Source organism: Croceifilum oryzae (assembly GCF_030814315.1).
Taxonomy (GTDB): domain Bacteria; phylum Bacillota; class Bacilli; order Thermoactinomycetales; family Thermoactinomycetaceae; genus Baia; species Baia oryzae.
Genome location: NZ_JAUSUV010000012.1, coordinates 13,899 through 37,129, shown reverse-complemented (window position 1 = coordinate 37,129; position 23,231 = coordinate 13,899). Strand labels below are relative to the sequence as shown.

The window sequence follows — 23,231 nt, the reverse complement described above, 5'->3', positions numbered from 1 at the left end:
CTTTATTTACTTTGTTTCTTCCTTTTTTGCCCATCGAAGATGGCGAAGATCTCATCTGCCAGTTTTGTGTTATCGTTTAAGCCTGCAAACCGTTCTTTTCCAGGTCCGAAGGCATATACAGGAACTTCTTCCCCGGTATGTCCATCTGTCGTCCAGCCTGTGTAGGAGCGAGTATTGAAGATTTTTTCGATCGCTTGATCGATGTCATCAGCCTTTTTATTCTTGGAAGCTTTCTTAACAGATTGGATTTCAGAGGATGTTAGGTCAAGGTCGATATAAGTGGACAATGTTTCTTCTACCGACTTACCCGATGCGATTTGTGCGGCCATATAGTCCGGTGTTTTTTTGGCTGCACGTAGTGATTCAGGATGGAAGTTGTATTCGCCGTTGGCTCCTACCGAGAGTCCACCCGTAGAATGATCTGCTGTGGTCACGACTAAGGTATGCTTGTCTGTTTTGGCAAAATCAATCGCAGCTTGAAATGCTTTTTCGAAATCTTGCATTTCACTCATAGCGCCTACGATGTCATTATCATGACCAGCCCAGTCAATTTGACTTCCTTCTACCATGAGAAAAAAGCCTTTTTCGTTTTGATTAAGACGATCAATAGCAGATTTCGTCATTTCTTGGAGAGAAGGAGTATTGGTATTTCGGTCAATCTTTTTATCCAATCCCCCGGGAGCAAATAAACCAAGTACTTGTTTACTTTGATTTCTCGTTAGATCTTCTCGATTTGTTACATAGCTGTACCCATCTTTTTTGAACTTCTCTACCAAGTTTTGATCTTTACGTACAAAGTTGTTAAGACCTCCGCCTAGCAATACATCTACTTTATGTTTTCCTTGAATGAGTTCGTTGTAGTAATCATCCGCGATGGCATCCATATTTTTTCGACTGATATCATGAGCACCAAAGGCAGCCGGCGTTGCATGTGTAATCTCGGAAGTGGCTACGAGTCCAGTCGATTTTCCCTTCTCTTTGGCCTCCTCTAATACCGTTTTCACTTCCGATTGATCGTTATCTACTGCAATTGCGTTGTTATATGTTTTCACACCTGCTGACATGGCAGTTGCAGCCGAAGCAGAATCTGTAATATTTTCATGTTCGTCTTCTGGATATGTAGTTTGCATGCCGACTAAATATGGGTCAAAGGCAGTAGACTCTTTCACCTTTGTTTTCGGATCATCTTTGAAGTAGCGATAAGCAGTCATATACGAAGGACCCATACCATCGCCAATTAAGACGATTACATTTCGAATCTCGTCCCCGTCTTTTTTCTTTGCCTCAGCACCGGGCATTAATCCAATATAGGTTGTTGTTGCGATTGCTAAGATGGAAGCAATGGCGATTCCTTTAATTGCTTTCAAGTGAGATCCCCCTCTTATGTGAAACTTCATAAATATCATAAAAAAACACTGTTGACTTTAGTAGGGGAATATGTGAAGAGAACGTTATATCTTGTTTAATATTTGTCATATTTGTCATATTTGTTCTGAAAAACGTGATGAAGATTGTATATAAACAAAGAGTCAGAGGGGATTGATGAGTACAATCCTCTCTGACTCTTGATTGTTTTCAAAGGCCAACCAGTGACGCTGAAACACCAGTTTGAACCTAGAAAACCGGAAAAACATAGGCCGTATGGTTGGGATTAGTAAGAAGAAAAAGGTAAAATGGTTTTGTTTAAGAACAAATGTATACAATATCGTTATAAAAAAATCGAACGAGTAGAATGTACTACGATTTTCGGATAAATGCAATACTTAATTGAACATTAATAGTACCGATTAGGAGCAATGTATAATCTACTAGACAGCTGATAAACGCAAATAACCTAGTAAATAATAGAAAAAAGGGGAGAACCAATATGATTTTCGGAATCGGAACAGACATAGTCGAGATCGACAGAATCGCTAAAGTCCATTCAGATCGCTTTACGAAGCGAATTTTAAGCCATGCAGAACAAATCCATCTATCATCTCTTTCAAAACGAACGATTGAATACATAGCAGGTCGTTTTGCGGCGAAGGAAGCCATTTCGAAAGCTCTAGGCACAGGAATTGGATCACAACTAGGCTTTCATGATATCTCGATCGTAAAAGATGAACTAGGAGCCCCGAGGGTACAACTTGCGGAACATGTGATGGAATCTTTTTTTGGGGATCGCCATGCTAGGATTCTTCTTTCTATTTCCCATAGCCGGCGATATGCAGTCGCAACAGCCGTAATTGAATTGGATTGATTGGTATAACCATATTAGACGATTCATATAATGGTAGTGCGGTTAGGACAAAGATGACGAACTATCTGCCTTAATACTACAGAGATTGCGGATTCTGTCAGGAAATAGTATCAGACTAACCGACATATTTCCCGGGAAATCGGAGGGGGAAATGGGATATGCGTCAAAAATCATGGTTTCTCGCGTTCGCTCTAATACTGTCCCTTTTTTTGTCGGCTTGTGAAAAGTCTTCTGAAGATGTCGTTTCGGATCTTCGGAAGCAGCCCGAAAAGATTGATTCTTATACGGGGCATGGGAAATTAACTCTACAATCAGGGAAAAAGAATCAAGAAGTGGATGTGGAGGTTTGGTACAAAAGTCCGAATCTCTATCGGGTTCAATTGAAAAATGAGACAAGCGATGTTACACAGGTCCTACTCAAAAACGAAAAAGGTGTATACGTCTTAACGCCTCATTTAAAGAAGAGTTATCGCTTTCAGAGTGATTGGCCTGCTACAAGTGGACAGATATATCTTTACCAAACCATCTTATCGAGTATAGTGGAGGACAGTTCGAGAAAGGTGGAGACTGGCGAGAAGGGCTATCAATTCGAAGTGTCTACAACCAAGTATATGAACAAAACGTGGGTGAAGCAGAAGATTTGGCTTACTTCGGATTACAAACCAGAAAAAGTAGAAGTCTATGATGAGAAAGATCAGTCTGTCGTAAAGATGGTTTTCGATCGATTTGAATACGGCACAAAGTTTGATAAAGATGTTTTTGATTCGGAGCGGAATTTAACCCAAGCACCTGTACCATCAAAGGAGACTTTGGGTCGTATGCACTCTGAATTGAGCACCATTACACCAGGAGTCATTCCGCAGGGAACGACGTTAGCAGATGAACAAACAATTCAAGGTGCAAACGGGTCCATTGTGGTGCAAAGGTTCCAAGGGGCAAAACCATTTACGATCTCGCAACGAAAAGCGATGCCAGACCAACTTGAAAAAGCATCTTATGGAAAACCTGTGCAAGTTCAGAGCTCTCTAGGCATGCTGTTGGAATTTTCTACTCAAAAAAGCCTTACCTGGGTAGATTCTGAGAGACAAGTCGAATATGAGATGGTATCAAGTATGGATACATCAGAGATGATCGAAATAGCTACCTCTCTTACCAATCAAAGTCAGAAATAATCCTTTCCAATATGAGTGATCGGACAGCTTTCGTGTGATTTGGTATAATGGCAACATAACAAATCACTTGGAAGTGAGACTTCATGAACAACATACAAACAAAATCGATACAATCTTTTTATCGCGACACTTATATTGAAGTTAATCTAGATGCGATACATCATAACATTCAAGAGTATCGGCGCTGGATTGGAGATCAGGTAAATCTATTAGTAACAGTAAAAGCGAACGCGTACGGTCATGGGATGGTGCCGATTGCGAAAGCAGCAATGGAGGCGGGTGTAGACCGTCTCGGGGTTGCTTTTGTGGATGAAGGAATTCAACTACGACAAGCTGGAATTACGATACCAATCTTGGTCTTAGGATATACACCACCTCATGCAATCGAAGCAGCTATTCAGCATGATTTAACTATTACGGTCTATTCAAGCTATCTACTCGAGCAAGTCCAAGAGGAAGCAAAGAAGCAGAATAAAAAAGCAACTATTCATATTAAGATAGATACAGGGATGGGTAGATTAGGTATTCAGACATCGGAAGTTATCCCCTTCCTGCACCAAGCGATGCGGTATTCAAGCATTTATGTGGAAGGGCTTTATACACATTTCTCAACGGCTGACGAGGAAGAGCGTAGCTATTTTAATAAACAGATTGAGGGCTTTGAGCTAGTGAGAGAAGATGTGAAACAAGCTGGCTTTGAGATTCCGATCTATCATTCTTCCAACAGTGCAGCAACGATGGTAGAAAAAAATCAGCATCATCAAATGGTTCGTGTGGGCGTAGGCTTATATGGAATGTATCCATCTGATGAATTAAGTCATTCTGATTTAAAGTTAATCCCTGCTCTACGCCTTGTTACCAAAGTAGCCCATCTTAAGAAAGTCTCAGCCGATAAAGGTATTAGTTATGGGAAGACTTATACAACACAAGGAGACGAGTGGCTAGCTACATTACCAATTGGTTATGCAGATGGCTACTCGCGTTCTCTTTCGAACAAAGGCTTTGTACTATTAAATGGAGTACGTGTGCCTGTAGTGGGAACGGTTTGTATGGATCAGTTAGTCGTACGTGTAGATGAGGCAATGCCGGTGCATGTTGGAGATGAGGCTGTGGTATACGGGTCACAGGGTACAGAGGAAATCTGTGTGGATGAAGTGGCAAAATGGTTAGGCACGATCAACTATGAAGTGACTTGTATGCTTCAGAAGAGAATCCCGCGTATTTATACCTACCAAGGGAAAGTGATTGAGGTAGTGAACAGCCTTATGCAATAATTACCAGTATGTTTCAAAAAAGAGGTGTTTGTGGTACTTTTTAAGCATAAACCTTCTATAAGCGGCAGGAATTTTCTTGGATGAAGCGAATAAATTACTCTGTGTGTCAGGGAGTACTTTCTTATGCGACTTTGCATGCGTATTTAGAGAAAGTATAATTTTGCAATAGAATCAACATAATGATAGTATTGATAGGGAGAATCGCTAACGGTGATGATTGGTTGGGGGTGCGCAAGTTGTCTAGTACCAAGAGAATTATGATCAGCCTACCCAAAAATCTTCTACAAGAAGTAGATGGAATGGTCGAACGAGATAACTCCAATCGCAGTGAGTTTATTCGGCAAGCGATGAAGTTGTATCTTCAAGAGCGGAAAAAGCGACTTATTCGGGAGATGATGCAAAGGGGATACATGGAGATGGCGCGGATTAACTTAAACATCTCGCACGAAGCCTTTGAAGCAGAAGAAGAAGCTGAGGATACTTTGGATCGATTAGTTAGTGGGGTGTAGTCGGTTTGATAGTAAAACGTGGCGATGTCTACTTTGCTGATCTTTCCCCTGTGGTCGGATCTGAACAGGGAGGGGTTCGTCCTGTTTTGGTCATACAAAACGATATCGGTAACCGATTTAGCCCCACTGTGATTGTCGCCGCGATTACTGCACAAATCCAAAAGGCCAAACTACCTACCCATGTAGAAATTGATGCAAAGGTGTACGGATTTGATCGGGATTCCGTTATTTTGCTTGAGCAGATACGGACGATTGATAAACAGCGACTTACTGATAAGATTACTCATTTAGATGATGAGATGATGTATCGAGTAAATGAAGCTCTGCAAATTAGTTTAGGAGTTATTGATTTCTAGATTTTGATAGATTAGGCTGATTTTCCTTTGGGATGATGGCATGAGAACGGCATTGATCTTGCACGTTCTCTTTTTTTATGCCTATTTCTGGTGTATGATATTATAAACGAACCATTTCGATGAGGAGATCAGATCCAAGGGGATAAATTTATGAGAGAAAAATTACAAACAGATTTCGAACGGCTCCTTGCTTCGTATTTACATGATCCGAAAGAAGAAAATCTTTATGGAGTTCAACAACTAAATAAGTGGATCATGGATCAAAAGATCCCGCCTGATGAGGTGCTTAACCACTATATAGAAACATTGAAGAAGTTAATTCCAGATTTGCATTCAGATGTAAAGACATCTTTTGACCTGCTATTAGAAGTGATGGTTGGTTATGGTGTTCAATATCGAGTTGATAAAAATATTGCTACTCGTCACCAAGAATTAGAAGATGAAATTGAAGTAGCTGTACATCTCCAAAGAACGCTATTACCCGAGTCTCCACCCCCTCTTGAAGGTGTCGATCTAGGAGTTGCTAGCTATGCATCTAAAACAATGAGCGGAGATTACTATAACTTTGTTCAGTATGGTGATGGAGTACTCGGGATTGCGATTGCGGATATCATTGGCAAAGGAATTCCTGCGGCACTTTGTATGTCGATGATTAAGTACTCGATGGATGATATGGATTATTACCAGCCAAAACCATCTGAGATTTTACAAGAACTGAACACAGTAGTAGAAAGAAATATTTTGCCTAACATGTTTATCACGATGGTATACGGGGTATATGATTCTTTAAATCATTCATTCCGATACGCTACCGCAGGCCATGAACCAGGCTTCATCTATCGGGCAGATACTGGTCAATTTGAGGATATGGACACCCAAGGATTGGTTCTAGGAGTTACTTCGCATGTGGAGTATCCCGAGTTTCAGCTACATTTGGCTGAAGGTGATGTCATTATCTTGTTGACCGACGGAGTAACGGAAACTCGCTTTGATGGAGAATTTATTGAGCGCTCTGATTTCTGTGAGCTAGCTAAAAAATATCTTCATCTGCCTGCCCAAGAGATTGCGGAGAAAGTATATAAACGTATTTATGAGCTTTCAGGTTATCAAATGTTAGATGATCAGACGATTATGGTCATCAAACGAGAGGGCAAAAACAAATTGTAAATTCAAAGCATGGTTTGGAGGTTGAGTCTATGAATATAACAATCCGTGAGCACAGTGAACGTGAACATACAATTGATTTAGCAGTATTTGGAGAGATAGATGTGTACACAGCTCCTCAACTACGCGAAAAACTACTGACTCTTTGTCAGGGAGGTAGTCACATTCATCTCGATCTAGCTGGAGTCGATTACATTGACAGCACAGGGTTAGGTGTACTAATCGGTGCATACAAAGCGCAAAAATCTTCAGGTGGGAAATTGATCATCTCTGGAATGAATTCCCGACTCGCGCGCCTGTTTCGTATTACTGGGCTTCAAGAAATTATGGAATTTGGACCAGATAACCAGGAGGATGGGAAATCATGAGGGAGCAGCCGTTAGATTTGGTAAACTTGACGATTCCAGCGAAGCCAGATTACGTGGCAATTGCTCGATTGGCTGTTTCGGGAATAGCCAATCGGATGGGTTTTTCTTATGACGATATTGAAGATCTAAAACTCGCTGTGTCGGAGGCTTGTACCAACTCTGTCGAACATGCCTACTCTGGTGAAAACGGTGAGATTGGGTTATCCTGTAACATATTTGAAAATCGGTTAGAAATAGAAGTAGTAGACCAAGGTCATAGCTTTGATGCCAGTGAAGTAGAATCTCGTACAGGTCCTATTCAATTTGAGATATCAATGAGCTTAGTACGTGAACGCGGACTCGGGTTATATCTAATGCGTAGTCTGATGGATCAAGTTGACATTGATGGCGATGATGGCGTTACTGTACGTATGACCAAATACATTCGAAAAAATGAGGTGGGTTCTCATGTCGAGTCGCCCGCGTCCTACCCCACTCGATGACGAAACGATAAAATCTTTAATTGAGCGGTATCAGCAGAATGGGGATTCTGAAGCACAGGAACGTTTAGTTGGGCACTATAAAAGTTTAGTTGACACATTGGCATATAAATTTTCTAGAGGGATGGAACCATTTGAGGATCTAGCGCAAGTAGGGATGATTGGTTTGCTTGCTGCCTTGAAGCGGTTTGATCCTGACTTTGGACGTAGTTTTGAAGGGTTTGCCGTTCCTACCATCGTGGGGGAAATTAAGAGGCATATTCGTGATAAGACTTGGAGTGTTCATGTTCCGCGTCGAATCAAGGAATTAGGTCCACGAATCAAACGAGCTGTCGAAGAGTTGACGACAAAATTCCAGCGCTCTCCACAAGTGTCGGAGATTGCGGATTATTTGGATGTTACTCCAGAAGAAGTGCTCGAAACGATGGAGATGGGACGGAGTTACCAGGCGGTTTCTGTCGATAGTCCGATTGAAGCTAGTTCGGACGGTAGCCAAGTGACATTGCTTGACTTAGTCGGAAATGAAGACCGGGGTTATGATCAGGTTGATCAGAAGATGTTGTTACAAAAGGCATTCCACGTTTTAAACGAGCGTGAAAAGGAAATTTTGCAACTCACTTTCTTTGAAAACTTGAGTCAGAAACAGGTTGGGGATCAGCTAGGAATTTCCCAAATGCATGTTTCGCGATTACAACGCCGGGCTCTTACGAAATTACGACAAGCTATTCGTATGGAACCTTCTGAAGTAATGTAGAATTTAAAAGCACACAGTATTCTATTTGAATGGAATATTCTGTGTGTTTTTCTTATGGTAAAATGTCTATATTCCAAAATTTTTATAGCAGAAGAAAGTGTGGTGTGTTGTTTGGATCAGGTTCAGATGTGGAAGCAGATTGCGACAGAGTTAGAGATTGAGTCTCATCAAGTAAAGGTAACGGTAGGATTGCTAGAAGAGGGGAATACCGTTCCATTTATTGCTCGTTATCGAAAAGAGATGACAGGAAGCTTAGATGAGGAGTTAATTCGTGCTGTAGAGGAGCGTTTTCGCTATCTAACCCAGATGAATCAACGACGTAAAGAGATTTTACGGACGATTGAAGAACAAGGAAAGTTAACGGAAGAATTACAAGCTAAGATTGAAACTGTTACCAAGCTACAAGAGTTAGAAGACTTATATCTACCCTACAGACCGAAGCGTAAAACACGTGCATCGGTGGCAAGAGAGCGTGGTTTAGAGCCGTTAACACGGATTTTGGCATCGACTAGGGATCTACATAAAATAGAGCAAGAAGCAATAACATTTGTAAATCCAGAGCAGGGAATAGAGTCCGCTGATGAAGCGATTCAAGGGGCAATGGATATCTTAGCAGAAGAACTTTCAGAGGATGCTGAGATTCGTAAGTGGGTTCGGGAGTATACCTGGAACCACGGAGTGCTTACCTCTAAAGGGAAGGATTCAGAAGCTCGCTCGGTTTATGAGATGTACTATGAGTATACAGAGCCTGTACGCAGTATGCCTTCCCACCGTATTCTAGCTGTGAATCGGGGTGAGAGGGAGGAGTTTTTAAAAGTAAAAATTTCAGTGGAAGAGGAGTGGATTTTTGCTCATCTACGAAAGTGGTTCTCTATCCCTATTCATACGTACCTAGAGGCAGTCGTTCAAGATGCATATAAGCGTTTGATTGCCCCTTCGATTGAGCGTGAAGCTCATGCGAGGATGACCGAACAAGCGGAAGAGCAAGCGATTCACATTTTTTCCGAGAATTTACGCCACTTGTTACTTCAGCCGCCAATTGCAGGAAAGATCGTACTAGGAGTGGACCCAGCATTTCGAACCGGTTGTAAGCTAGCGGTTATTGACGAGACGGGGAAAGTACTACATATTGACGTGATCTATCCAACGGCTCCCCATAACGATCTAGAAGGAGCGAAGAAAGCCGTTTTAGCTTTAATCAAGAAATACCAGATTAATATGATTGCGATTGGAAATGGTACTGCTTCTCGGGAGACGGAGCAGTTTATTGTAGATGTGCTAAAAGAAGTAAAACAAAAACTGTACTACTTGATTGTGAATGAGGCGGGTGCTAGTGTCTATTCAGCCTCCAAAGTTGCAAAAGACGAATTCCCAGATCTGGATGCCGCTCGTCGTTCGGCCGTTTCCATTGCTCGTCGTGTTCAAGATCCATTGGCAGAGTTGGTGAAAATTGATCCGAAATCGGTAGGAGTAGGTCAATATCAACATGATGTATCTCAAAAGCAGCTTACGGAAAGCCTGACTCATGTAGTCGAATCAGCAGTAAACTATGTAGGCGTAAATGTGAATACTGCTTCCGCTTCCCTCCTTCAATATGTATCGGGTGTGAGTGGAGCGGTAGCGAAAAATATTGTTAAAAAGCGTGAGGAATTAGGTCGTTTTTCTTCGAGACGAGATTTACAGTCTGTTCCGCGCTTAGGTGCGAAAACATATGAACAATGTATTGGTTTTTTACGCGTGACCGATGGTGGGAATCCTCTTGATAAAACACCAATTCATCCGGAGTCTTATCATATTACCGAAGCCTTGTTGTCGAAACTACAGATAGAACCTGTGGAGATTGGTTCCGATCATGTCAAGCAGAGGTTAAGTGCGGTTGATGTAGAAACGATGGCAGGGGAACTAGATTGCGGAGTACCAACGCTTCAGGATATCTTAGAAGCCCTCATGCGACCAGGTCGGGACCCTCGTGATGAGATGCCTACACCCCTTCTTCGTTCAGATGTACTGAAAGTAGAAGATCTTCAGATCGGCATGAAATTGCAAGGAACAGTTCGCAATGTAGTGGACTTTGGAGCTTTCGTGGATATTGGCTTAAAAAATGATGGGCTTGTCCACGTTTCAAAACTAAGCGATCGCTTTGTACGAAACCCAATGGATGTTGTGACAGTGGGGGATATTGTAGATGTATGGGTGTTGCAGATTGATCAGGATCGTGAGCGGGTAGGTCTTACGATGGTGGAATCAGCCTTGCCGAAACAGGTGGGTTAAATACGAAGAAAACCAACTGGGCAGATGTTTCTAAATATCTTTGCCCAGTTGTGTCTGTGAGGATGGCTTTTTATCTTTTTCCTTCTCCTTCTTTGTATAGCTAAACCAGCATTTATTCAAAAAGAGAATTTGTTTGCGGTCATGTTGCCTAAAAGCATTCATCAGCTGTTTAGTCAGCCATTTTGGCACAGGTTCATCCTCCCTTGAGAAAATTCTTGGTGCTTATACCTATGTCAAGAGAGATCCAAGTGTGCAGAAATTGATAAAATAAGTTTATTCTCCAATCATATTTGTATGTCAAAAAAGAAGCAGAGGTAAATCATATGTCATTACAGTCTTGGTTTGAAAAAGGGATATCTTTCGAGGAATATGTGGCAGCCATGAAAGCAAATAAAGCAGGCCTCCTCACTGTTTATCAAGGGTTTTCATTAACTAGTGAAGATAAGGACTTTTTTTTGAAGCTGGCGGACCAAAAGCTACGTGTGATTGGTTTGACGGCAGACTGGTGTGGGGATGCTATGCTTAACGTTCCTATCATAGAGCATATCGCTGAATCATGTCAGTCTCCGCTCCGTCTGCTCAATCGAGATGAGAATTTAGAATTGATGGACCAATATTTAACGAATGGAACCGCTCGAGCCATTCCGATTTTTATTTGGATTGACCAAGAGGGGAATGAGAAAGCGGTCTGGGGTCCAAGAGCGGACGAGGTTCAAGCTGTTATCACAGACCTTCGAGCTAGTCTCCCTGAAAAAGAAGATCCTACGTTTGCTACTAAACAGGCAGAGGTGTATCGGCAATTTCGCGCACGTTTGGTAACGGATGAAGATTTGTGGTTGTCTGTTAAAAATAGTGTACAAGCGTGTTTATCTAAACTAAATGCATAAATCATAGGAGGACGTAATATGAGTAAGTTGCGAGTAGGTTTTGTAGGTCTTGGAATTATGGGGCGTGCGATGGCACGCAATATTCATCAAGCTGGCTTCCCGGTTACGGTTTGGAATCGTACTCGCTCGAAGATGGAAGAAGCAACAGCATGGGGTGCAAAGCTTGCTGATTCCCCTAAGCAAGTGGCAGAACAAAGTGATGTGGTTATCACGATTGTGGGAGATACACCTGATGTAAAGGCTGTATTAACAGGTGAAGAAGGTGTGTTTCAAGGTGCTGGGAATGGGGTAGTAGTAATCGATATGAGTACCATTGCTGCTGAAGCGGAGCGTGAATTAGCATCGCAGGCTAAAGCATTGGGGATTGATTACTTAGATGCACCCGTAAGCGGCGGAGACATCGGAGCGCAAAACGGTACTCTCTCCATTATGGTTGGGGGAGAGGCGAAGGTTCTTGATAAGGTTAGGTCTATTCTGGAAGCAATGGGGCAACGAATTGTTCATTGTGGAGAGGTTGGCGCGGGACAAACTGTGAAGGCTTGTAACCAAATTCTATGTGGCCTAAATTTGCTTGCTGTGGTAGAGGCACTTAGCTATGCCAAAAAAGCAGGGGTAGATGTGGAGAAAATGATTGAGGTTACAACACAAGGAGCAGGTGGTTCTTGGGCTTTAGCAAACTACGCCCCTCGTATCATCCAAGGAGATTTAGATCCAGGCTTTTCGGTAGAGTTTATCCAAAAGGACCTACGGATTGTCCTTCAAGAAGCAGAGCAGATGCAACTTCCACTGATGGGTACGGCTCTTGTACAACAGTTACTTCGCTCGTTGCAAGCACATGGTGGGAATCCAGACGGTTCGCATGCTCTCATTCAAGTGATGGAACAACTAGGGAATGTGGAGATTGTACCAAATAAGTAAATTTTGTTAACAAACCTATTGCTCTAGAAAACATCTAAGAATATACTAAATTTAAATGATTATAGGGAGGATTACTCTGTGAATCAAGGTTTCTCAAATAATGTGACAAGTTCACAACGATTTACACAACGTATGATGCCAGCTGTTTTTGGATGGATGTTTGCTGGTTTATTGATGACTGCCATTATCGCAGGTGTATTACTGCAAAATAGTGATGCCATTACGATGCTCAGAACACCGATTATTTTTTATGCGGTTGTTGCGGCTGAGATTATTACGGTTATCTTTTTATCTAAACGAATTGGAAAAATGTCTGCTACGGCTGCTTCCTTCTGTTTCTTTCTCTATGCAGCGCTTAATGGTTTAACAATCGCGGCTTTTATGTCACGATTTGAAGTTAGCACGATTGCATCTGCATTCGGAATTGCAGCAGCTATGTTTGGAGTCTTTGCCATTTTTGGTGCTGTAACCAAAAAAGACCTGACCAAACTAGGTTCTTTATTGTTCATGTTGTTGATTGGAATTATTATCGCTACTTTCGCAAACATCTTGTTTATCAAGAGTGGAGCAATGGGTCTCATTATCTCTTATGTCGCTGTTTTGATTTTCTGTGGACTAACTGCATATGATATGCAAAAGATCAAAGAGATGGGTGCGTACTCATCACAGTTTGGTGAAGAAGGTGCAACCAAAATTGCGATTTACGGTGCATTAATGTTGTATATGGATTTTGTCATGATTTTCTGGCATTTGCTTAATATTCTCGGAAGCGACGACTAATTCGATCGTTGCTCTAAACGAAAACCCCTTCGCAAATCACATGCGAAGGGGTTTTTTATGGTGCTATGGAGGTGATTGATTGTACTTGTTGATAATCTTCTGGTGAGATAATAGTAGGGAGCTTGTGAATCTCGGTGATTAAAAGGGTGGTTACCTCAGGTAAATAGTTTTGATCCGTATCTTCTAGACTCACGCCTGTTAAATGTTTGAGAGAGGTTAATACCACTTCGGTTGCCTGTAATGGAATCTTCTCAGTACGGAGATAGATGTCAGCTGATCGCAAAACTTTTAGCAACCAGAAAGGGGTGTTGGATTTATGTAACCATTGTTCCCATAATTGTGATAACACGATAGGTCGATGTTTCCCCATATCAGAGAAAGTTTGATATGCATCCCAAGCATATGAATTTATCTTCTCTTGATACTGTTGATAGTACCATGCTGTTCTCTGAATAGATTTCCATATGGGGTCGTGATAGCGGTGTGTTGTGTTGTCCCAACTCATCTCTAACTCATGCCAATCATTCGGATCATGTGATTTAGTATGGACTTCGATCAACCGAATTTTATCGGTAGGGATCTCCCAACGATGTTTTGTGAGCCATAGATTTCGGACCATGGAAAACATAGGCGCGATATGATTGGGATCAGCATACGATGAAAATGCAATAATGGTAGCTTCTTTTCCAATCTGCAGATCATCGTGGCGTCCTATATGAAGTTCGATATCTACCGTAGATACGGGATGATTTGCCGCAAGCATTTTTGTGTAAGAAGGAGTAGAGAGATAGGGGAGAGAGAATTGATACGCTCCTGCTTGCAATGGCTTCATGAAGGTTCCTCCTGCTTAAAAGAGAGATACTCTGTAAGTTAGTTTTTGTTCCTATCTTAACAAAAGAAGATAGAGTCGTGCTATAAGAAAAAAGTAGTTTTTGAATTCCTGACAAAAGAAGACGAGAAACCCTTCTAAATCTTAGGGCTCTCGTCATTCTAAGAAGATATTCTTATATACACAATGCTTACTTACTAGCGAATCGCTGTTTCTTCGCTTTCCTAAAGTAAAGTAACTCGTAAACGACTGGAATAATAATGAGTGTTAGTACAGTTGCGATTGTTAAACCTCCGATAACAACTACTGCTAGTCCTTTTGATACCAAGCTTCCCATTGCTTCCTTTGCGAAGAGTAGAGGAATCATTGCAAAGATGGTGGCAATAGCTGTCATCAGAATGGGGCGCATGCGAGTACTACCAGCTTCTAATAACGCGTCACGAATCCCCATATGCTTTTCATTTTGTTTCACTCGGTCAATTAATACGATGGCATTTGTAACCACGATCCCAATTAACATCAAGGCACCGATCATAGCACCAACATCAATTGACATTTGGGCAACAAATAATCCACCCACTGCACCGATTGTGGCTAGTGGCAAAGTAACTAGAATGGCTAGTGGTGCTCGTAACGTTTTAAATGTCATGACCATGATGAGATATACAACACCAATGGAGACGAGCATGACGTTAAAGAGCTCAGTAAATTGTTCGGTCTGGGTTTCACTTGCTCCGCCAGTGGTAAAGGTGACGTCCTTAGGTAGCTTAAGATCTTTGATTTTCGTTTGGATTTCTGCGTTTATTTCATTGAGTCTTTTTGAATCCACTTTTACACCGATACGTACATATTCGTGCCCGTCTTTACTTAATTTAGAGGTAGGCTCTTCTAGTACATTAATTTTAGCAATCGAATCAAGTGGTACGATGCCTGATGGAGCTGTTACTTTTAGCTCCTCCAAGTCACTCTTGCTCTTTAGGGAGGTAGATAGATCAACCAATACATCTGTCTCTTTTTGGTCTACTTTTATCTTCCCTACTGGGAACGGATTGAGGATTGCATGAACCTGGGCAGCTATTTGGGCTGGATTCGCTTTATTCGGATCCACCTTAATTTCATAAGTTGGTTTCAGCTCACCCAAATTACTATTAGCGCTTTCGACTCCTTTTATTTTTTTAACAGTGTCCATAACTAAATCGGAGGCACTTATCAATTTTTTCGAATCGCCACCTGTTAAGTCTAAGTCGATGATGGAGCTACTTGCGGCACTCATGGAAACGAGGGTTGTACGAATCTCAGCATCCTTATATTTTGTCTTTTGCTCTTCCACTTTCTTCAAAATGAGCTTCGAATCAGACCCATCTTTCATGGTGATAAGAAAATCTGCCTGATTCTGCGACTTTACTTGTCCCCATTTTGCATCTTCCGGATTTGATCCAAGAAATAGAGCTACTTGATCGACTCCAGGTTGTTCTCGGGCCCATTTCTCCATTTCAAAGGCTCGTTTTTTCACTGTGTCAAATGGGACTGTTTTGGGATGGGTCATTGTTACAGATATATCATTATCTGATGCTTCTTGTGTTCCCTTGGGTAAGAAAGCATATAACATAAGAGAGCCAATAAATACAACGAAAGCGAGTAATAGCGGAATCCATTTGTGATTAAGGAACCAGCTCATCATCTTCTTATAGAAGAGGTGTTGTTGTTTCGCTGTGTGTTGCTTTTTATGTCGTAAGAGCCCTGTGCTCATAAGAGGAACAACGATTAAAGCGACAAGTAAAGAAGCAAGTAGAGAGTAGGTAACAGTTAATGCAAATGGTAGTAAAAGCTCTTTCATGGATTGTACAAGTCCCATAGGGAGAAATACTACAATGGTTGTCAACGTAGAGGAAGTAATAGCGGGTGCGACTTCCTTCGTGGCGCTAATAATCATTTGCTTACTTAATTCTTCTTTTTCGGCGCGACGGTAAATATTTTCAATCACCACGATCGAATCATCTACTAGCCTACCGACTGCAACAGCGATGGCACTCAAGGTAATGATGTTAAGAGTAACCCCTGAAAGATCTAACAAGTAGAGAGTGAGCCCAATCGAGAGAGGGATACTGACGATTGAGATTAAAGTAATTTTGATGTTTCGTAGGAATAAAAGGATTACAATCGTCGCACATAATGCGCCTAATAGTACTTCTTTCATCATACTGTTGACGGAATTAAGGATGAAGTTGGAGAAATCGATTAAAGTAGTGATCTGTAGCTCAGATTTATACTTTTTGTTTACTTTATCTATTACTCCTTTTAACTCTTTTCCAGTTTCAACAGCATTTGCACTTGGATCCTTGTACATGGAGAGTGCAATGGCTTCTTTTCCATTGACACGAGTGATGAATTTTGTATTTTTATCCTGAGAAGAGACTTTGACAGTGGCGATATCTTTGATTTTTAAGCGATCAGAGATTTTAAGATTTTCTAATGCATTGGCCCCATCCACATCTCCAATAACTTTTATGCTAGCTGTCTTCCCATTCATATCCTCACTGCCTAAGGCAACAGCTACATTTTTCCCTTCAAGGATGCCTGTTAAGGATTGGATCGGTATTTGATGAGTTTTTAGCTTTTCTTTATCTACTTCGATCACAACTTGGGGATGCATTTTTCCGTAGATTGTTACACTAGATACTCCAGATGTTTTTTGGAATTGTGGAATAATGTCATTTTCCACTTTGTCTAGTTTCTCGCGTGTGATTTCACTAGGAAAAGATACGCCTACTTGCCATAAAGGAATCGCATCTGTATTTAACTGGGAAACGATTGGTTTGGAGTACCCTTGAGGTAAAGTTAATGAATTGACAGCTTCTTGCATTTCTTGCTTTGCTGTCTTGATGTCTACATTGTGATCGAGCGTAATATCAATTTTGGAGAATCCATCTGATGAAGTAGAAAATACATTCTTCTTTCCTTTAATGGTATCCATCGATTTTTCAATTGGCTCTGTTATTTGATTTGCAATCGATTTAGAATCTGCACCTTGCCCCATGACGACAATCGAGATAGAAGGTTGATTGACAGATGGCAAGAATTCTTTTGGTAGTGTGAAGTAGCTAATTCCTCCTAGAGTTAGGATCAGAATGACCAATACAATCACGGTCGCTTTATTTCGAAATGCCCACTTTGTAAACCATGTCATGAAAGGTTAACTCCTTTTAGATGCGAATTTGATAAACCATTTTCCCTATGTAAACTATGTTATTGATTCAGTCATGCATTGCCTAGTGAGCATAGTCATATGACTTTTAGCACTAAACAACGATTAAGTGTATGCTACTATTTATAGATAAGGATTATATGAGGCGTGGTGTTGCAAGTATGAAAGATGAGTTTCGAAGGTGGCACTGGTTTGATTGGATTATTGTGAGTCTATATTTTGTAATAATCGTAGGACTCTTACTTTATGACATGTCCACGACAGTGCCGAGCAAATTACCTATCATTGGATTTTCTTGGTTTTTGCTAGTTTTTTTCCTTTCGTTTTGGTTTTGGAACACGAAAGGGGTTTATCTGAAGCTTGCGAAGAGGGTAGAGATTTTCCATATCGTAATCTTGTTTATATTGGTAGCGACTATCGATCAGAATTTTATCTACTTAATCATGTTTCATAGTCTTCAATTAGGTTATATGAATCATCGCAAAGGAATTGGCTGGACATTTCTGTTATTGGTCAGCTTTATACTGGGTTCCGCATTTCTGCATGAGTATGTGTGGAGTGAGTTTTGGATGATTAGTGTGACTGCACTTATTAACCTTGGATCGGGATATAGTTTTAATCGGATTGTTTTTTCTGATCAAAGACAGAAAGAGTTACTCGAAGAAAATAAAAAGCAATTTCAAACGATCCAAGAACAAAATAACCTTCTAGTTACCTATGCAGATCAAGTAGAAAGAATGGCCATTATAGAAGAGCGTAATCGGATGGCGAAAGAGCTTCATGATACGATTGGGCATACATTTACCTCTGTGATTATGGGAATGGATGCGATCTCCTATCTCATGAGTGTAGATCCGGAAAAAGCGCAGGTGAAATTAGATCATTTGCGAGATGTGATGCGAAATGGTTTGGAAGACGTTAGAGCCAATATACATAAAATGGCTGAAAATGATGGTGCTACTTTGTCTGTACAATTGATTCGCTTAATAAATGAATTTGCGAAGAGCACTGGAATCAGCATTTATCTGCAGACGAAGGGAGAGGAATATAGCGTTTCTACCCCAATTAGTTGGACATTTATCCGTTGTTTGCAGGAGTCTTTAACCAATTCAATTCGTCATGGTAGAGCTACTATCATTGAAGTTGAACTAACTTTTCAACTACATTCCCTTCAATTAGCAGTTACGGACAATGGTGATGGAGTAGAAGAGGTGAAGTTTGGATTCGGCCTTACCTCTATGAAGGAAAGGCTTGCTACATTGGGCGGCAAGATGAATTTGAATTCAAGGGCAGATAAAGGGATGATTTTAACTTGTTCGATTCCAGTTAGGAGGGAAGAGTGTGGAGAAAGTAAAGCTTTTGTTAGTAGATGATCAGGAGTTGATTCGTGAAAGCCTTCATATCATTTTAGATTTGGAGGATGATTTCGAAGTGGTAGGACTTGCTGAAAACGGACAAGATGCGGTTGAGTTTTGCAAGCAAGTGGTACCAGATGTTGTGCTTATGGACATCCATATGCCTGTATTGGATGGTGTAAGGGCTACACAAGCAATCAAAAAGAATTGGCCACATGTTCGTGTGATCATATTGACTACGTTTCAAGAGATTCAATATGTAATAGATGCGTTAACAGTAGGAGCAGAAGGGTATCTATTAAAAGCGATTCATCCGAGGGATTTGATAATGGGGATTCGATTGGTCTATAGAGGAGGAACGCTGATTTCGCAAGAGATGGCTAAATTTTTAATGTCAGATACACATCCGAATGAATCTCAAGATACTGATGCAGGATCACATGTATCAAGCGATAATGTGAAAAAAAAGGTGTGTAGATATGATTTAACGGAAAGAGAGCTGCAAGTTTTAAGGTATTTATCAGATGGTTTAAGTAACAAAGAAATAGCAAAGAAACTGTACTTGTCGGAAGGAACAGTAAAGAATTACATTTCTAATATCTATTCAAAGTTAGATGTCAAAAATAGACTACATGCGGCCAAGAAGGCTCATTCGGAGAGGATTCTATAGCCTGAAAAAAGGCGAAAAGAAAATTGAAATTAAGTGCTTGACTACAGATATATGATCGTGCTAAATTATAGAGGTCGCTAAAACGAAGCACATAAAACATCTTGTTGAGACAAATAATTTTTAAAAAAGTGTTGCAGTGATAAGATTTTTGTGATAGAATAGTAAGAGTCGCCGAAGAGTGATGAGGCGATAGGGATTAGGACAATATTCCTCAATAGCTCAATGGTAGAGCGCCCGACTGTTAATCGGTAGGTTGTAGGTTCGAGTCCTACTTGAGGAGCCAATTCGGGGAGATACTCAAGAGGCCGAAGAGGAAGCATTGCTAATGCTTTAGGACGTAATTACGCGTCGCGAGGGTTCGAATCCCTCTCTCTCCGCCAGACATTTTTTGGCCCGTTGGTGAAGCGGTTCAACACACCAGCCTTTCACGCTGGCATGCAGGGGTTCGAATCCCCTACGGGTCACCATTTTTGGACGCTTAGCTCAGCTGGGAGAGCACCTGCCTTACAAGCAGGGGGTCGGCGGTTCGATCCCGTCAGCGTCCACCAGTATTACACTTTTTTAATGCGGAGCTGTGGTGTAGAGGCCTAACATGCCTGCCTGTCACGCAGGAGATCGCGGGTTCGAATCCCGTCAGCTCCGCCATATTTAAAGTCTACTTTTTGGCGGTCGTGGCGAAGTGGTTAACGCACCGGATTGTGATTCCGGCATTCGAGGGTTCAATTCCCTCCGGTCGCCCCATGTTTTTTAATGGGAAGTAGCCAAGCGGTAAGGCAACGGACTTTGACTCCGTCATGCGAAGGTTCGATCCCTTCCTTCCCAGCCATTGTATTGTTAGACATCTTAGTGAGAGCCATTAGCTCAGTTGGTAGAGCATCTGACTTTTAATCAGAGGGTCGAAGGTTCGAGCCCTTCATGGCTCACCATGATTTTCGTATATGCGGGTGTGGCGGAATTGGCAGACGCACCAGATTTAGGTTCTGGCGCTTCACGGCGTGGGGGTTCAAGTCCCTCCACCCGCACCATATACTTTTACAATTAAATGAAGTGAGTACGCGGTCGTGGTGGAATTGGCAGACACGCTATCTTGAGGGGGTAGTGTCCTATGGACGTGCGAGTTCGAGTCTCGCCGACCGCACCATCTACAGACCATCTTAATATGCGGGTGTAGTTCAATGGTAGAACATCAGCCTTCCAAGCTGATTGCGAGGGTTCGATTCCCTTCACCCGCTCCAACTCAGAAGTTCGTGGCTTATGCTACGGGCTTTTTTATTTGTCTGGAACATGATGTTTGCGTTTCGATCGTAGGTCTAGGATAATGAGTTCAGATAGATGAGTAGGTGAGATGAATGAAAAAACAGATATGGCATACTGCATCTGGAGAAGAGACGCAGCTTCTTGCAGAGAAAATTGCTTCTTATGTGCAAGAAGGGGATGTTTTTGCTTTAGAAGGCGGACTTGGAGCCGGGAAAACGACTTTTTGTCAGGGATTAGCTAAAGGTTTAGAAGTAGCTCGGTATGTAGATAGTCCTACATTTACCGTTGTAAAAGAGTATCAAGGGCGTTTGCCACTTTATCATATGGATGTATACCGTTTAGATGGTGTTGAGAGTGATCTAGGTCTGGAAGAATATTTTTATGGTGATGGGATTTGTGTCATTGAGTGGGCATCGATTATTCAGGAAATTTTGCCGGATGATACGATTTCGTTCTCATTTGAGGTGCAAGAAGACGGGACAAGGAGTATTTCGTTTCCGATTAATGGTGAACGCGCAAAGCGTTTGGCAAAGGATGTGTCATGGGGTTGAAAATCTTAGCAATCGATACCTCCACTTTAGTTCTTGGTGTCGCAGTAGTAGAAGAAGGAAAAGTATTGGGAGAGGTAACCAACAATCTACATAAAACTCATTCGGAGCGTCTGATGCCGACAGTAGCTGGATTATTGAAAGACCTCTCTATTGAACTACAGGAAATCACGGCGATTAGCGTTACATCGGGACCGGGATCTTACACGGGGATTCGGATTGGGGTTACGACGGCGAAAACATTGGCCTGGACTCATGATGTACCACTGTTTGCAGAGTCCAGTTTAACCGTACTGGCGATGAACGGAAAGCGGTTTCCGGGCTTAGTGGTTCCTATGATCGATGCACGCCGAAACCGTGTGTATACAGGGGTCTACCGTTCGAATACTTTGGGAGTTAGCGAAGTACTAGGACAACAAGTATTAGAGATAACAGACCTACTAGAGCAATGTAATCGATTGAAAGAGCCAATCTTGTTCTTAGGGGATGATGTGAGCAAATTTCGAGGTATCATTGAAGAAACTCTAGGAGAAAACGCTCATTTTGGGAGTCCAGCCGAAAACCTCCCTCGTGCTTCTGAATTGGGTGAAATGAGCTTGCAACGAATCATGCGTGGAGAAGAGCCACTTAGTCAACAATTTACATTAAATTATCTTCAAGTAACAGAAGCAGAAGCAAATTGGTTAAAAAAGCAAAAACAGGGGACAGGAAACGATGTCAATTGAGCAGGAGACCCAGATCCAATTTCGTTCAATGGTAGTAGGCGATATCCCTCAGGTGCTGGAAGTAGAGCAAGATGCTTTTCCATATCCATGGACCGCACAAGCTTTTCAAGAAGAATTGACTACGAATCCATTTGCGCGGTATCTTGTGTTAGAAGTGGAGGGAGCTGTGGCAGGATATTGCGGGATGTGGGTGATTATCGATGAAGCTCACATTACGAATATTGCCGTTCACTCAACTTACCGTGGGAAGGGATTTGGAGAGTTGTTGCTACGATATGCAATGGAGTTTTCTACGCTATATGGAGCGGAGAAAATGACGTTAGAAGTACGAGCCTCTAACCAAATTGCTCAGCAGTTATATAAAAAGCTAGACTTTGAGGTAACAGGGTCACGACCGGGTTACTATTCCGATAATAAAGAAGATGCTTTGATAATGTGGGTGACATACAAATGAATCATAAAAATAGCCTAGTTTTAGGGATTGAGACGAGTTGTGATGAAACGTCTGTGGCTGTTGTGAAAAACGGGACCAAGGTCCTATCAAACGTCATTTCTTCACAGATGGATGTACATCGCCGATTCGGAGGGGTTGTACCTGAGGTAGCTTCCAGACGGCACGTGGAGAGAATGACGGTCATTATTGAACAGGCACTAGCCGAAGCAAATGTAACCAAAGACAGACTAGATGCGATTGCTGTAACACAAGGTCCAGGATTAGTGGGGGCCTTATTAATTGGTGTAGCGAGTGCGAAGGCATTGGCATATGCGTTGAATTTGCCTCTTGTACCGGTTCATCATATTGCAGGACATATTTATGCTAATCATCTAGTGACACCCTTGGAGTTTCCGTTAGTAGCGCTTGTAGTGTCGGGTGGACATACGGAATTAATTTACATGGAGAGCCATCTTCATTTTGCGAGACTTGGGCAAACACGCGACGATGCGGCGGGAGAAGCTTTTGATAAGGTAGCTAGATTTATGGGCTTACCGTACCCAGGGGGACCGCAAATCGATCGTTTATCGGCACAAGGGAAGGCGATTTATGATCTCCCTCGTGCATGGTTAGAGCCAGATTCATTGGACTTTAGCTTTAGTGGTCTGAAATCGTCTGTGATGCAATTGATGCAGAAGGCGGAGCGAAAAGGGGAAACGATTGGTCAAGCAGATCTAGCAGCTAGTTTTCAGGCGGCTGTTTTAGATGTGCTGGTAGAAAAAGCTTTCCGTGCTGTAAAACAGAAAGGTGTAAAGCAATTACTTCTTGCAGGTGGAGTCTCTGCTAATAGCGGGCTACGTGTTCGGCTCATGAAGCGAGCGGAGGAGGAAGGGATTACATTGCGAATCCCGCCGCTTGAGCTTTGCACAGATAATGCGGCTATGATCGCTGCGGCTGGCACTTATTTATACCATGAGGGGAAATTTGCAGATTTAACCCTTAATGCCAATCCAGGACTGCCGTTAATAGAATAGA

Annotated in this window: 23 protein-coding genes and 11 tRNA genes; 30 read left to right on the top strand and 4 right to left on the bottom strand. The window is 41.9% G+C overall.

Annotated features, from left to right (window positions below; translation table 11 throughout):
- Nucleotides 1-2: 2 nt before the first annotated feature.
- Nucleotides 3-1,367 carry an alkaline phosphatase gene (locus J2Z48_RS12940; RefSeq protein WP_370872932.1) on the bottom strand — a complete coding sequence of 455 codons (1,365 nt, stop codon included), beginning with the start codon at nt 1,365-1,367 and terminating at the stop codon, nt 3-5.
- 500 nt (nt 1,368-1,867) lie between these two features.
- Between J2Z48_RS12940 and acpS the strand changes: the two genes are divergently transcribed.
- The 10 genes from acpS (at nt 1,868) to J2Z48_RS12890 (ending at nt 10,589) form a co-directional block, all read left to right on the top strand.
- The gene (gene acpS / locus J2Z48_RS12935) at nt 1,868-2,242 is read left to right on the top strand and encodes a holo-ACP synthase (protein ID WP_307254142.1); all 375 of its coding nucleotides are present in this window, start codon (nt 1,868-1,870) and stop codon (nt 2,240-2,242) included.
- A 158-nt stretch (nt 2,243-2,400) separates the two neighbouring features.
- A complete protein-coding gene (locus tag J2Z48_RS12930) occupies nt 2,401-3,414 on the top strand; it encodes a LolA family protein (RefSeq protein WP_307254140.1) in 1,014 nt (337 codons plus the stop codon).
- 83 nt (nt 3,415-3,497) lie between these two features.
- Complete coding sequence (alr, locus tag J2Z48_RS12925) at nt 3,498-4,688, top strand: alanine racemase (RefSeq protein ID WP_307254137.1); 1,191 nt, start codon at nt 3,498-3,500, stop codon at nt 4,686-4,688.
- Between the two features lie 257 nt (nt 4,689-4,945).
- Entirely contained in the window at nt 4,946-5,197 is a 252-nt protein-coding gene (locus tag J2Z48_RS12920; protein WP_072336101.1) for a CopG family ribbon-helix-helix protein, read from the top strand.
- A 5-nt stretch (nt 5,198-5,202) separates the two neighbouring features.
- Nucleotides 5,203-5,553, top strand: coding sequence for a type II toxin-antitoxin system PemK/MazF family toxin (locus J2Z48_RS12915; protein ID WP_072336098.1), 351 nt, complete (start codon nt 5,203-5,205; stop codon nt 5,551-5,553).
- A 150-nt stretch (nt 5,554-5,703) separates the two neighbouring features.
- Nucleotides 5,704-6,720 carry a SpoIIE family protein phosphatase gene (locus J2Z48_RS12910; RefSeq protein WP_307254133.1) on the top strand — a complete coding sequence of 339 codons (1,017 nt, stop codon included), beginning with the start codon at nt 5,704-5,706 and terminating at the stop codon, nt 6,718-6,720.
- Between the two features lie 29 nt (nt 6,721-6,749).
- Nucleotides 6,750-7,085, top strand: coding sequence for an STAS domain-containing protein (locus J2Z48_RS12905; protein ID WP_307254131.1), 336 nt, complete (start codon nt 6,750-6,752; stop codon nt 7,083-7,085).
- A complete protein-coding gene (gene rsbW, locus J2Z48_RS12900; protein ID WP_307254129.1) occupies nt 7,082-7,567 on the top strand; it encodes an anti-sigma B factor RsbW in 486 nt (161 codons plus the stop codon). The genes J2Z48_RS12905 and rsbW overlap by 4 nt, the downstream gene beginning before the upstream one ends.
- Entirely contained in the window at nt 7,533-8,318 is a 786-nt protein-coding gene (gene sigB, locus J2Z48_RS12895) for an RNA polymerase sigma factor SigB (protein WP_307254127.1), read from the top strand. Before rsbW ends, sigB begins: the two co-directional genes overlap by 35 nt.
- A gap of 111 nt (nt 8,319-8,429) precedes the next feature.
- Nucleotides 8,430-10,589, top strand: a complete 2,160-nt coding sequence (locus J2Z48_RS12890; RefSeq protein ID WP_307254125.1) for a Tex family protein — start codon at nt 8,430-8,432, stop codon at nt 10,587-10,589.
- A gap of 30 nt (nt 10,590-10,619) precedes the next feature.
- Here J2Z48_RS12890 and cmpA read toward each other — a convergent pair whose 3' ends face one another.
- Nucleotides 10,620-10,778: a cortex morphogenetic protein CmpA gene (cmpA, locus tag J2Z48_RS12885; protein ID WP_307254124.1), complete on the bottom strand. Its 159-nt coding sequence runs from the start codon at nt 10,776-10,778 to the stop codon at nt 10,620-10,622.
- A 134-nt stretch (nt 10,779-10,912) separates the two neighbouring features.
- Between cmpA and J2Z48_RS12880 the strand changes: the two genes are divergently transcribed.
- From J2Z48_RS12880 to J2Z48_RS12870, 3 genes are all read left to right on the top strand, one after another.
- The gene (locus tag J2Z48_RS12880) at nt 10,913-11,476 is read left to right on the top strand and encodes a thioredoxin family protein (protein ID WP_307254122.1); all 564 of its coding nucleotides are present in this window, start codon (nt 10,913-10,915) and stop codon (nt 11,474-11,476) included.
- Between the two features lie 18 nt (nt 11,477-11,494).
- A complete protein-coding gene (locus J2Z48_RS12875) occupies nt 11,495-12,394 on the top strand; it encodes an NAD(P)-dependent oxidoreductase (protein ID WP_307254119.1) in 900 nt (299 codons plus the stop codon).
- Between the two features lie 78 nt (nt 12,395-12,472).
- A complete protein-coding gene (locus tag J2Z48_RS12870; RefSeq protein ID WP_307254118.1) occupies nt 12,473-13,174 on the top strand; it encodes a Bax inhibitor-1/YccA family protein in 702 nt (233 codons plus the stop codon).
- Between the two features lie 55 nt (nt 13,175-13,229).
- Here the strand turns inward: J2Z48_RS12870 and J2Z48_RS12865 are convergent, their stop codons facing one another.
- On the bottom strand, nt 13,230-14,006 hold the full coding sequence (locus tag J2Z48_RS12865; RefSeq protein ID WP_307254115.1) for a hypothetical protein: 777 nt from the start codon (nt 14,004-14,006) through the stop codon (nt 13,230-13,232).
- A 187-nt stretch (nt 14,007-14,193) separates the two neighbouring features.
- Entirely contained in the window at nt 14,194-17,190 is a 2,997-nt protein-coding gene (locus J2Z48_RS12860) for an efflux RND transporter permease subunit (protein ID WP_307254112.1), read from the bottom strand.
- A 179-nt stretch (nt 17,191-17,369) separates the two neighbouring features.
- On the opposite strand from J2Z48_RS12860, the gene J2Z48_RS12855 reads away from it, so the two are divergent.
- The 17 genes from J2Z48_RS12855 to tsaD all read left to right on the top strand — a co-directional run bounded on the left by J2Z48_RS12855 (nt 17,370) and on the right by tsaD (nt 23,230).
- Nucleotides 17,370-18,581, top strand: coding sequence for a sensor histidine kinase (locus J2Z48_RS12855; protein WP_307254110.1), 1,212 nt, complete (start codon nt 17,370-17,372; stop codon nt 18,579-18,581).
- Complete coding sequence (locus J2Z48_RS12850) at nt 18,550-19,233, top strand: response regulator transcription factor (protein WP_307254108.1); 684 nt, start codon at nt 18,550-18,552, stop codon at nt 19,231-19,233. The genes J2Z48_RS12855 and J2Z48_RS12850 overlap by 32 nt, the downstream gene beginning before the upstream one ends.
- 208 nt (nt 19,234-19,441) lie before the next feature.
- Nucleotides 19,442-19,516 (top strand) — tRNA-Asn (locus J2Z48_RS12845).
- 4 nt (nt 19,517-19,520) lie between these two features.
- Nucleotides 19,521-19,613, top strand: a tRNA-Ser gene (locus tag J2Z48_RS12840).
- A 10-nt stretch (nt 19,614-19,623) separates the two neighbouring features.
- Nucleotides 19,624-19,700, top strand: a tRNA-Glu gene (locus J2Z48_RS12835).
- A 5-nt stretch (nt 19,701-19,705) separates the two neighbouring features.
- A tRNA-Val gene (locus J2Z48_RS12830) sits at nt 19,706-19,781 on the top strand.
- 20 nt (nt 19,782-19,801) lie between these two features.
- Nucleotides 19,802-19,878, top strand: a tRNA-Asp gene (locus J2Z48_RS12825).
- Nucleotides 19,879-19,898: 20 nt separating this feature from the next.
- A tRNA-His gene (locus J2Z48_RS12820) sits at nt 19,899-19,974 on the top strand.
- Between the two features lie 10 nt (nt 19,975-19,984).
- Nucleotides 19,985-20,059 (top strand) — tRNA-Gln (locus J2Z48_RS12815).
- A gap of 24 nt (nt 20,060-20,083) precedes the next feature.
- Nucleotides 20,084-20,159 (top strand) — tRNA-Lys (locus J2Z48_RS12810).
- Nucleotides 20,160-20,173: 14 nt separating this feature from the next.
- Nucleotides 20,174-20,258 (top strand) — tRNA-Leu (locus tag J2Z48_RS12805).
- A 30-nt stretch (nt 20,259-20,288) separates the two neighbouring features.
- Nucleotides 20,289-20,374, top strand: a tRNA-Leu gene (locus J2Z48_RS12800).
- 20 nt (nt 20,375-20,394) lie between these two features.
- Nucleotides 20,395-20,468, top strand: a tRNA-Gly gene (locus tag J2Z48_RS12795).
- Nucleotides 20,469-20,582: 114 nt separating this feature from the next.
- Nucleotides 20,583-21,041 (top strand): tRNA (adenosine(37)-N6)-threonylcarbamoyltransferase complex ATPase subunit type 1 TsaE, encoded by a 459-nt coding sequence (gene tsaE, locus J2Z48_RS12790; RefSeq protein WP_307254107.1) that lies wholly within the window; start codon nt 20,583-20,585, stop codon nt 21,039-21,041.
- Nucleotides 21,032-21,763 (top strand): tRNA (adenosine(37)-N6)-threonylcarbamoyltransferase complex dimerization subunit type 1 TsaB, encoded by a 732-nt coding sequence (gene tsaB / locus J2Z48_RS12785; RefSeq protein ID WP_307254105.1) that lies wholly within the window; start codon nt 21,032-21,034, stop codon nt 21,761-21,763. The genes tsaE and tsaB overlap by 10 nt, the downstream gene beginning before the upstream one ends.
- The gene (gene rimI / locus J2Z48_RS12780; RefSeq protein WP_307254104.1) at nt 21,753-22,217 is read left to right on the top strand and encodes a ribosomal protein S18-alanine N-acetyltransferase; all 465 of its coding nucleotides are present in this window, start codon (nt 21,753-21,755) and stop codon (nt 22,215-22,217) included. Before tsaB ends, rimI begins: the two co-directional genes overlap by 11 nt.
- A complete protein-coding gene (gene tsaD, locus J2Z48_RS12775) occupies nt 22,214-23,230 on the top strand; it encodes a tRNA (adenosine(37)-N6)-threonylcarbamoyltransferase complex transferase subunit TsaD (RefSeq protein ID WP_307254103.1) in 1,017 nt (338 codons plus the stop codon). Before rimI ends, tsaD begins: the two co-directional genes overlap by 4 nt.
- Nucleotide 23,231: the final 1 nt, after the last annotated feature.

Excerpts from the sequence above, each read along its gene's own strand:
- acpS (WP_307254142.1), top strand. The coding sequence starts at position 1,868 with ATGATTTTCGGAATCGGAACAGACATAGTCGAGATCGACAGAATCGCT.
- J2Z48_RS12930 (WP_307254140.1), top strand. The coding sequence starts at position 2,401 with ATGCGTCAAAAATCATGGTTTCTCGCGTTCGCTCTAATACTGTCCCTT.
- alr (WP_307254137.1), top strand. The coding sequence starts at position 3,498 with ATGAACAACATACAAACAAAATCGATACAATCTTTTTATCGCGACACT.
- J2Z48_RS12920 (WP_072336101.1), top strand. The coding sequence starts at position 4,946 with ATGATCAGCCTACCCAAAAATCTTCTACAAGAAGTAGATGGAATGGTC.
- J2Z48_RS12910 (WP_307254133.1), top strand. The coding sequence starts at position 5,704 with ATGAGAGAAAAATTACAAACAGATTTCGAACGGCTCCTTGCTTCGTAT.
- J2Z48_RS12905 (WP_307254131.1), top strand. The coding sequence starts at position 6,750 with ATGAATATAACAATCCGTGAGCACAGTGAACGTGAACATACAATTGAT.
- rsbW (WP_307254129.1), top strand. The coding sequence starts at position 7,082 with ATGAGGGAGCAGCCGTTAGATTTGGTAAACTTGACGATTCCAGCGAAG.
- sigB (WP_307254127.1), top strand. The coding sequence starts at position 7,533 with ATGTCGAGTCGCCCGCGTCCTACCCCACTCGATGACGAAACGATAAAA.
- J2Z48_RS12880 (WP_307254122.1), top strand. The coding sequence starts at position 10,913 with ATGTCATTACAGTCTTGGTTTGAAAAAGGGATATCTTTCGAGGAATAT.
- J2Z48_RS12875 (WP_307254119.1), top strand. The coding sequence starts at position 11,495 with ATGAGTAAGTTGCGAGTAGGTTTTGTAGGTCTTGGAATTATGGGGCGT.
- J2Z48_RS12865 (WP_307254115.1), bottom strand. The coding sequence starts at position 14,006 with ATGAAGCCATTGCAAGCAGGAGCGTATCAATTCTCTCTCCCCTATCTC.
- J2Z48_RS12860 (WP_307254112.1), bottom strand. The coding sequence starts at position 17,190 with ATGACATGGTTTACAAAGTGGGCATTTCGAAATAAAGCGACCGTGATT.
- J2Z48_RS12855 (WP_307254110.1), top strand. The coding sequence starts at position 17,370 with ATGAAAGATGAGTTTCGAAGGTGGCACTGGTTTGATTGGATTATTGTG.
- tsaE (WP_307254107.1), top strand. The coding sequence starts at position 20,583 with ATGAAAAAACAGATATGGCATACTGCATCTGGAGAAGAGACGCAGCTT.
- tsaB (WP_307254105.1), top strand. The coding sequence starts at position 21,032 with ATGGGGTTGAAAATCTTAGCAATCGATACCTCCACTTTAGTTCTTGGT.
- rimI (WP_307254104.1), top strand. The coding sequence starts at position 21,753 with ATGTCAATTGAGCAGGAGACCCAGATCCAATTTCGTTCAATGGTAGTA.
- tsaD (WP_307254103.1), top strand. The coding sequence starts at position 22,214 with ATGAATCATAAAAATAGCCTAGTTTTAGGGATTGAGACGAGTTGTGAT.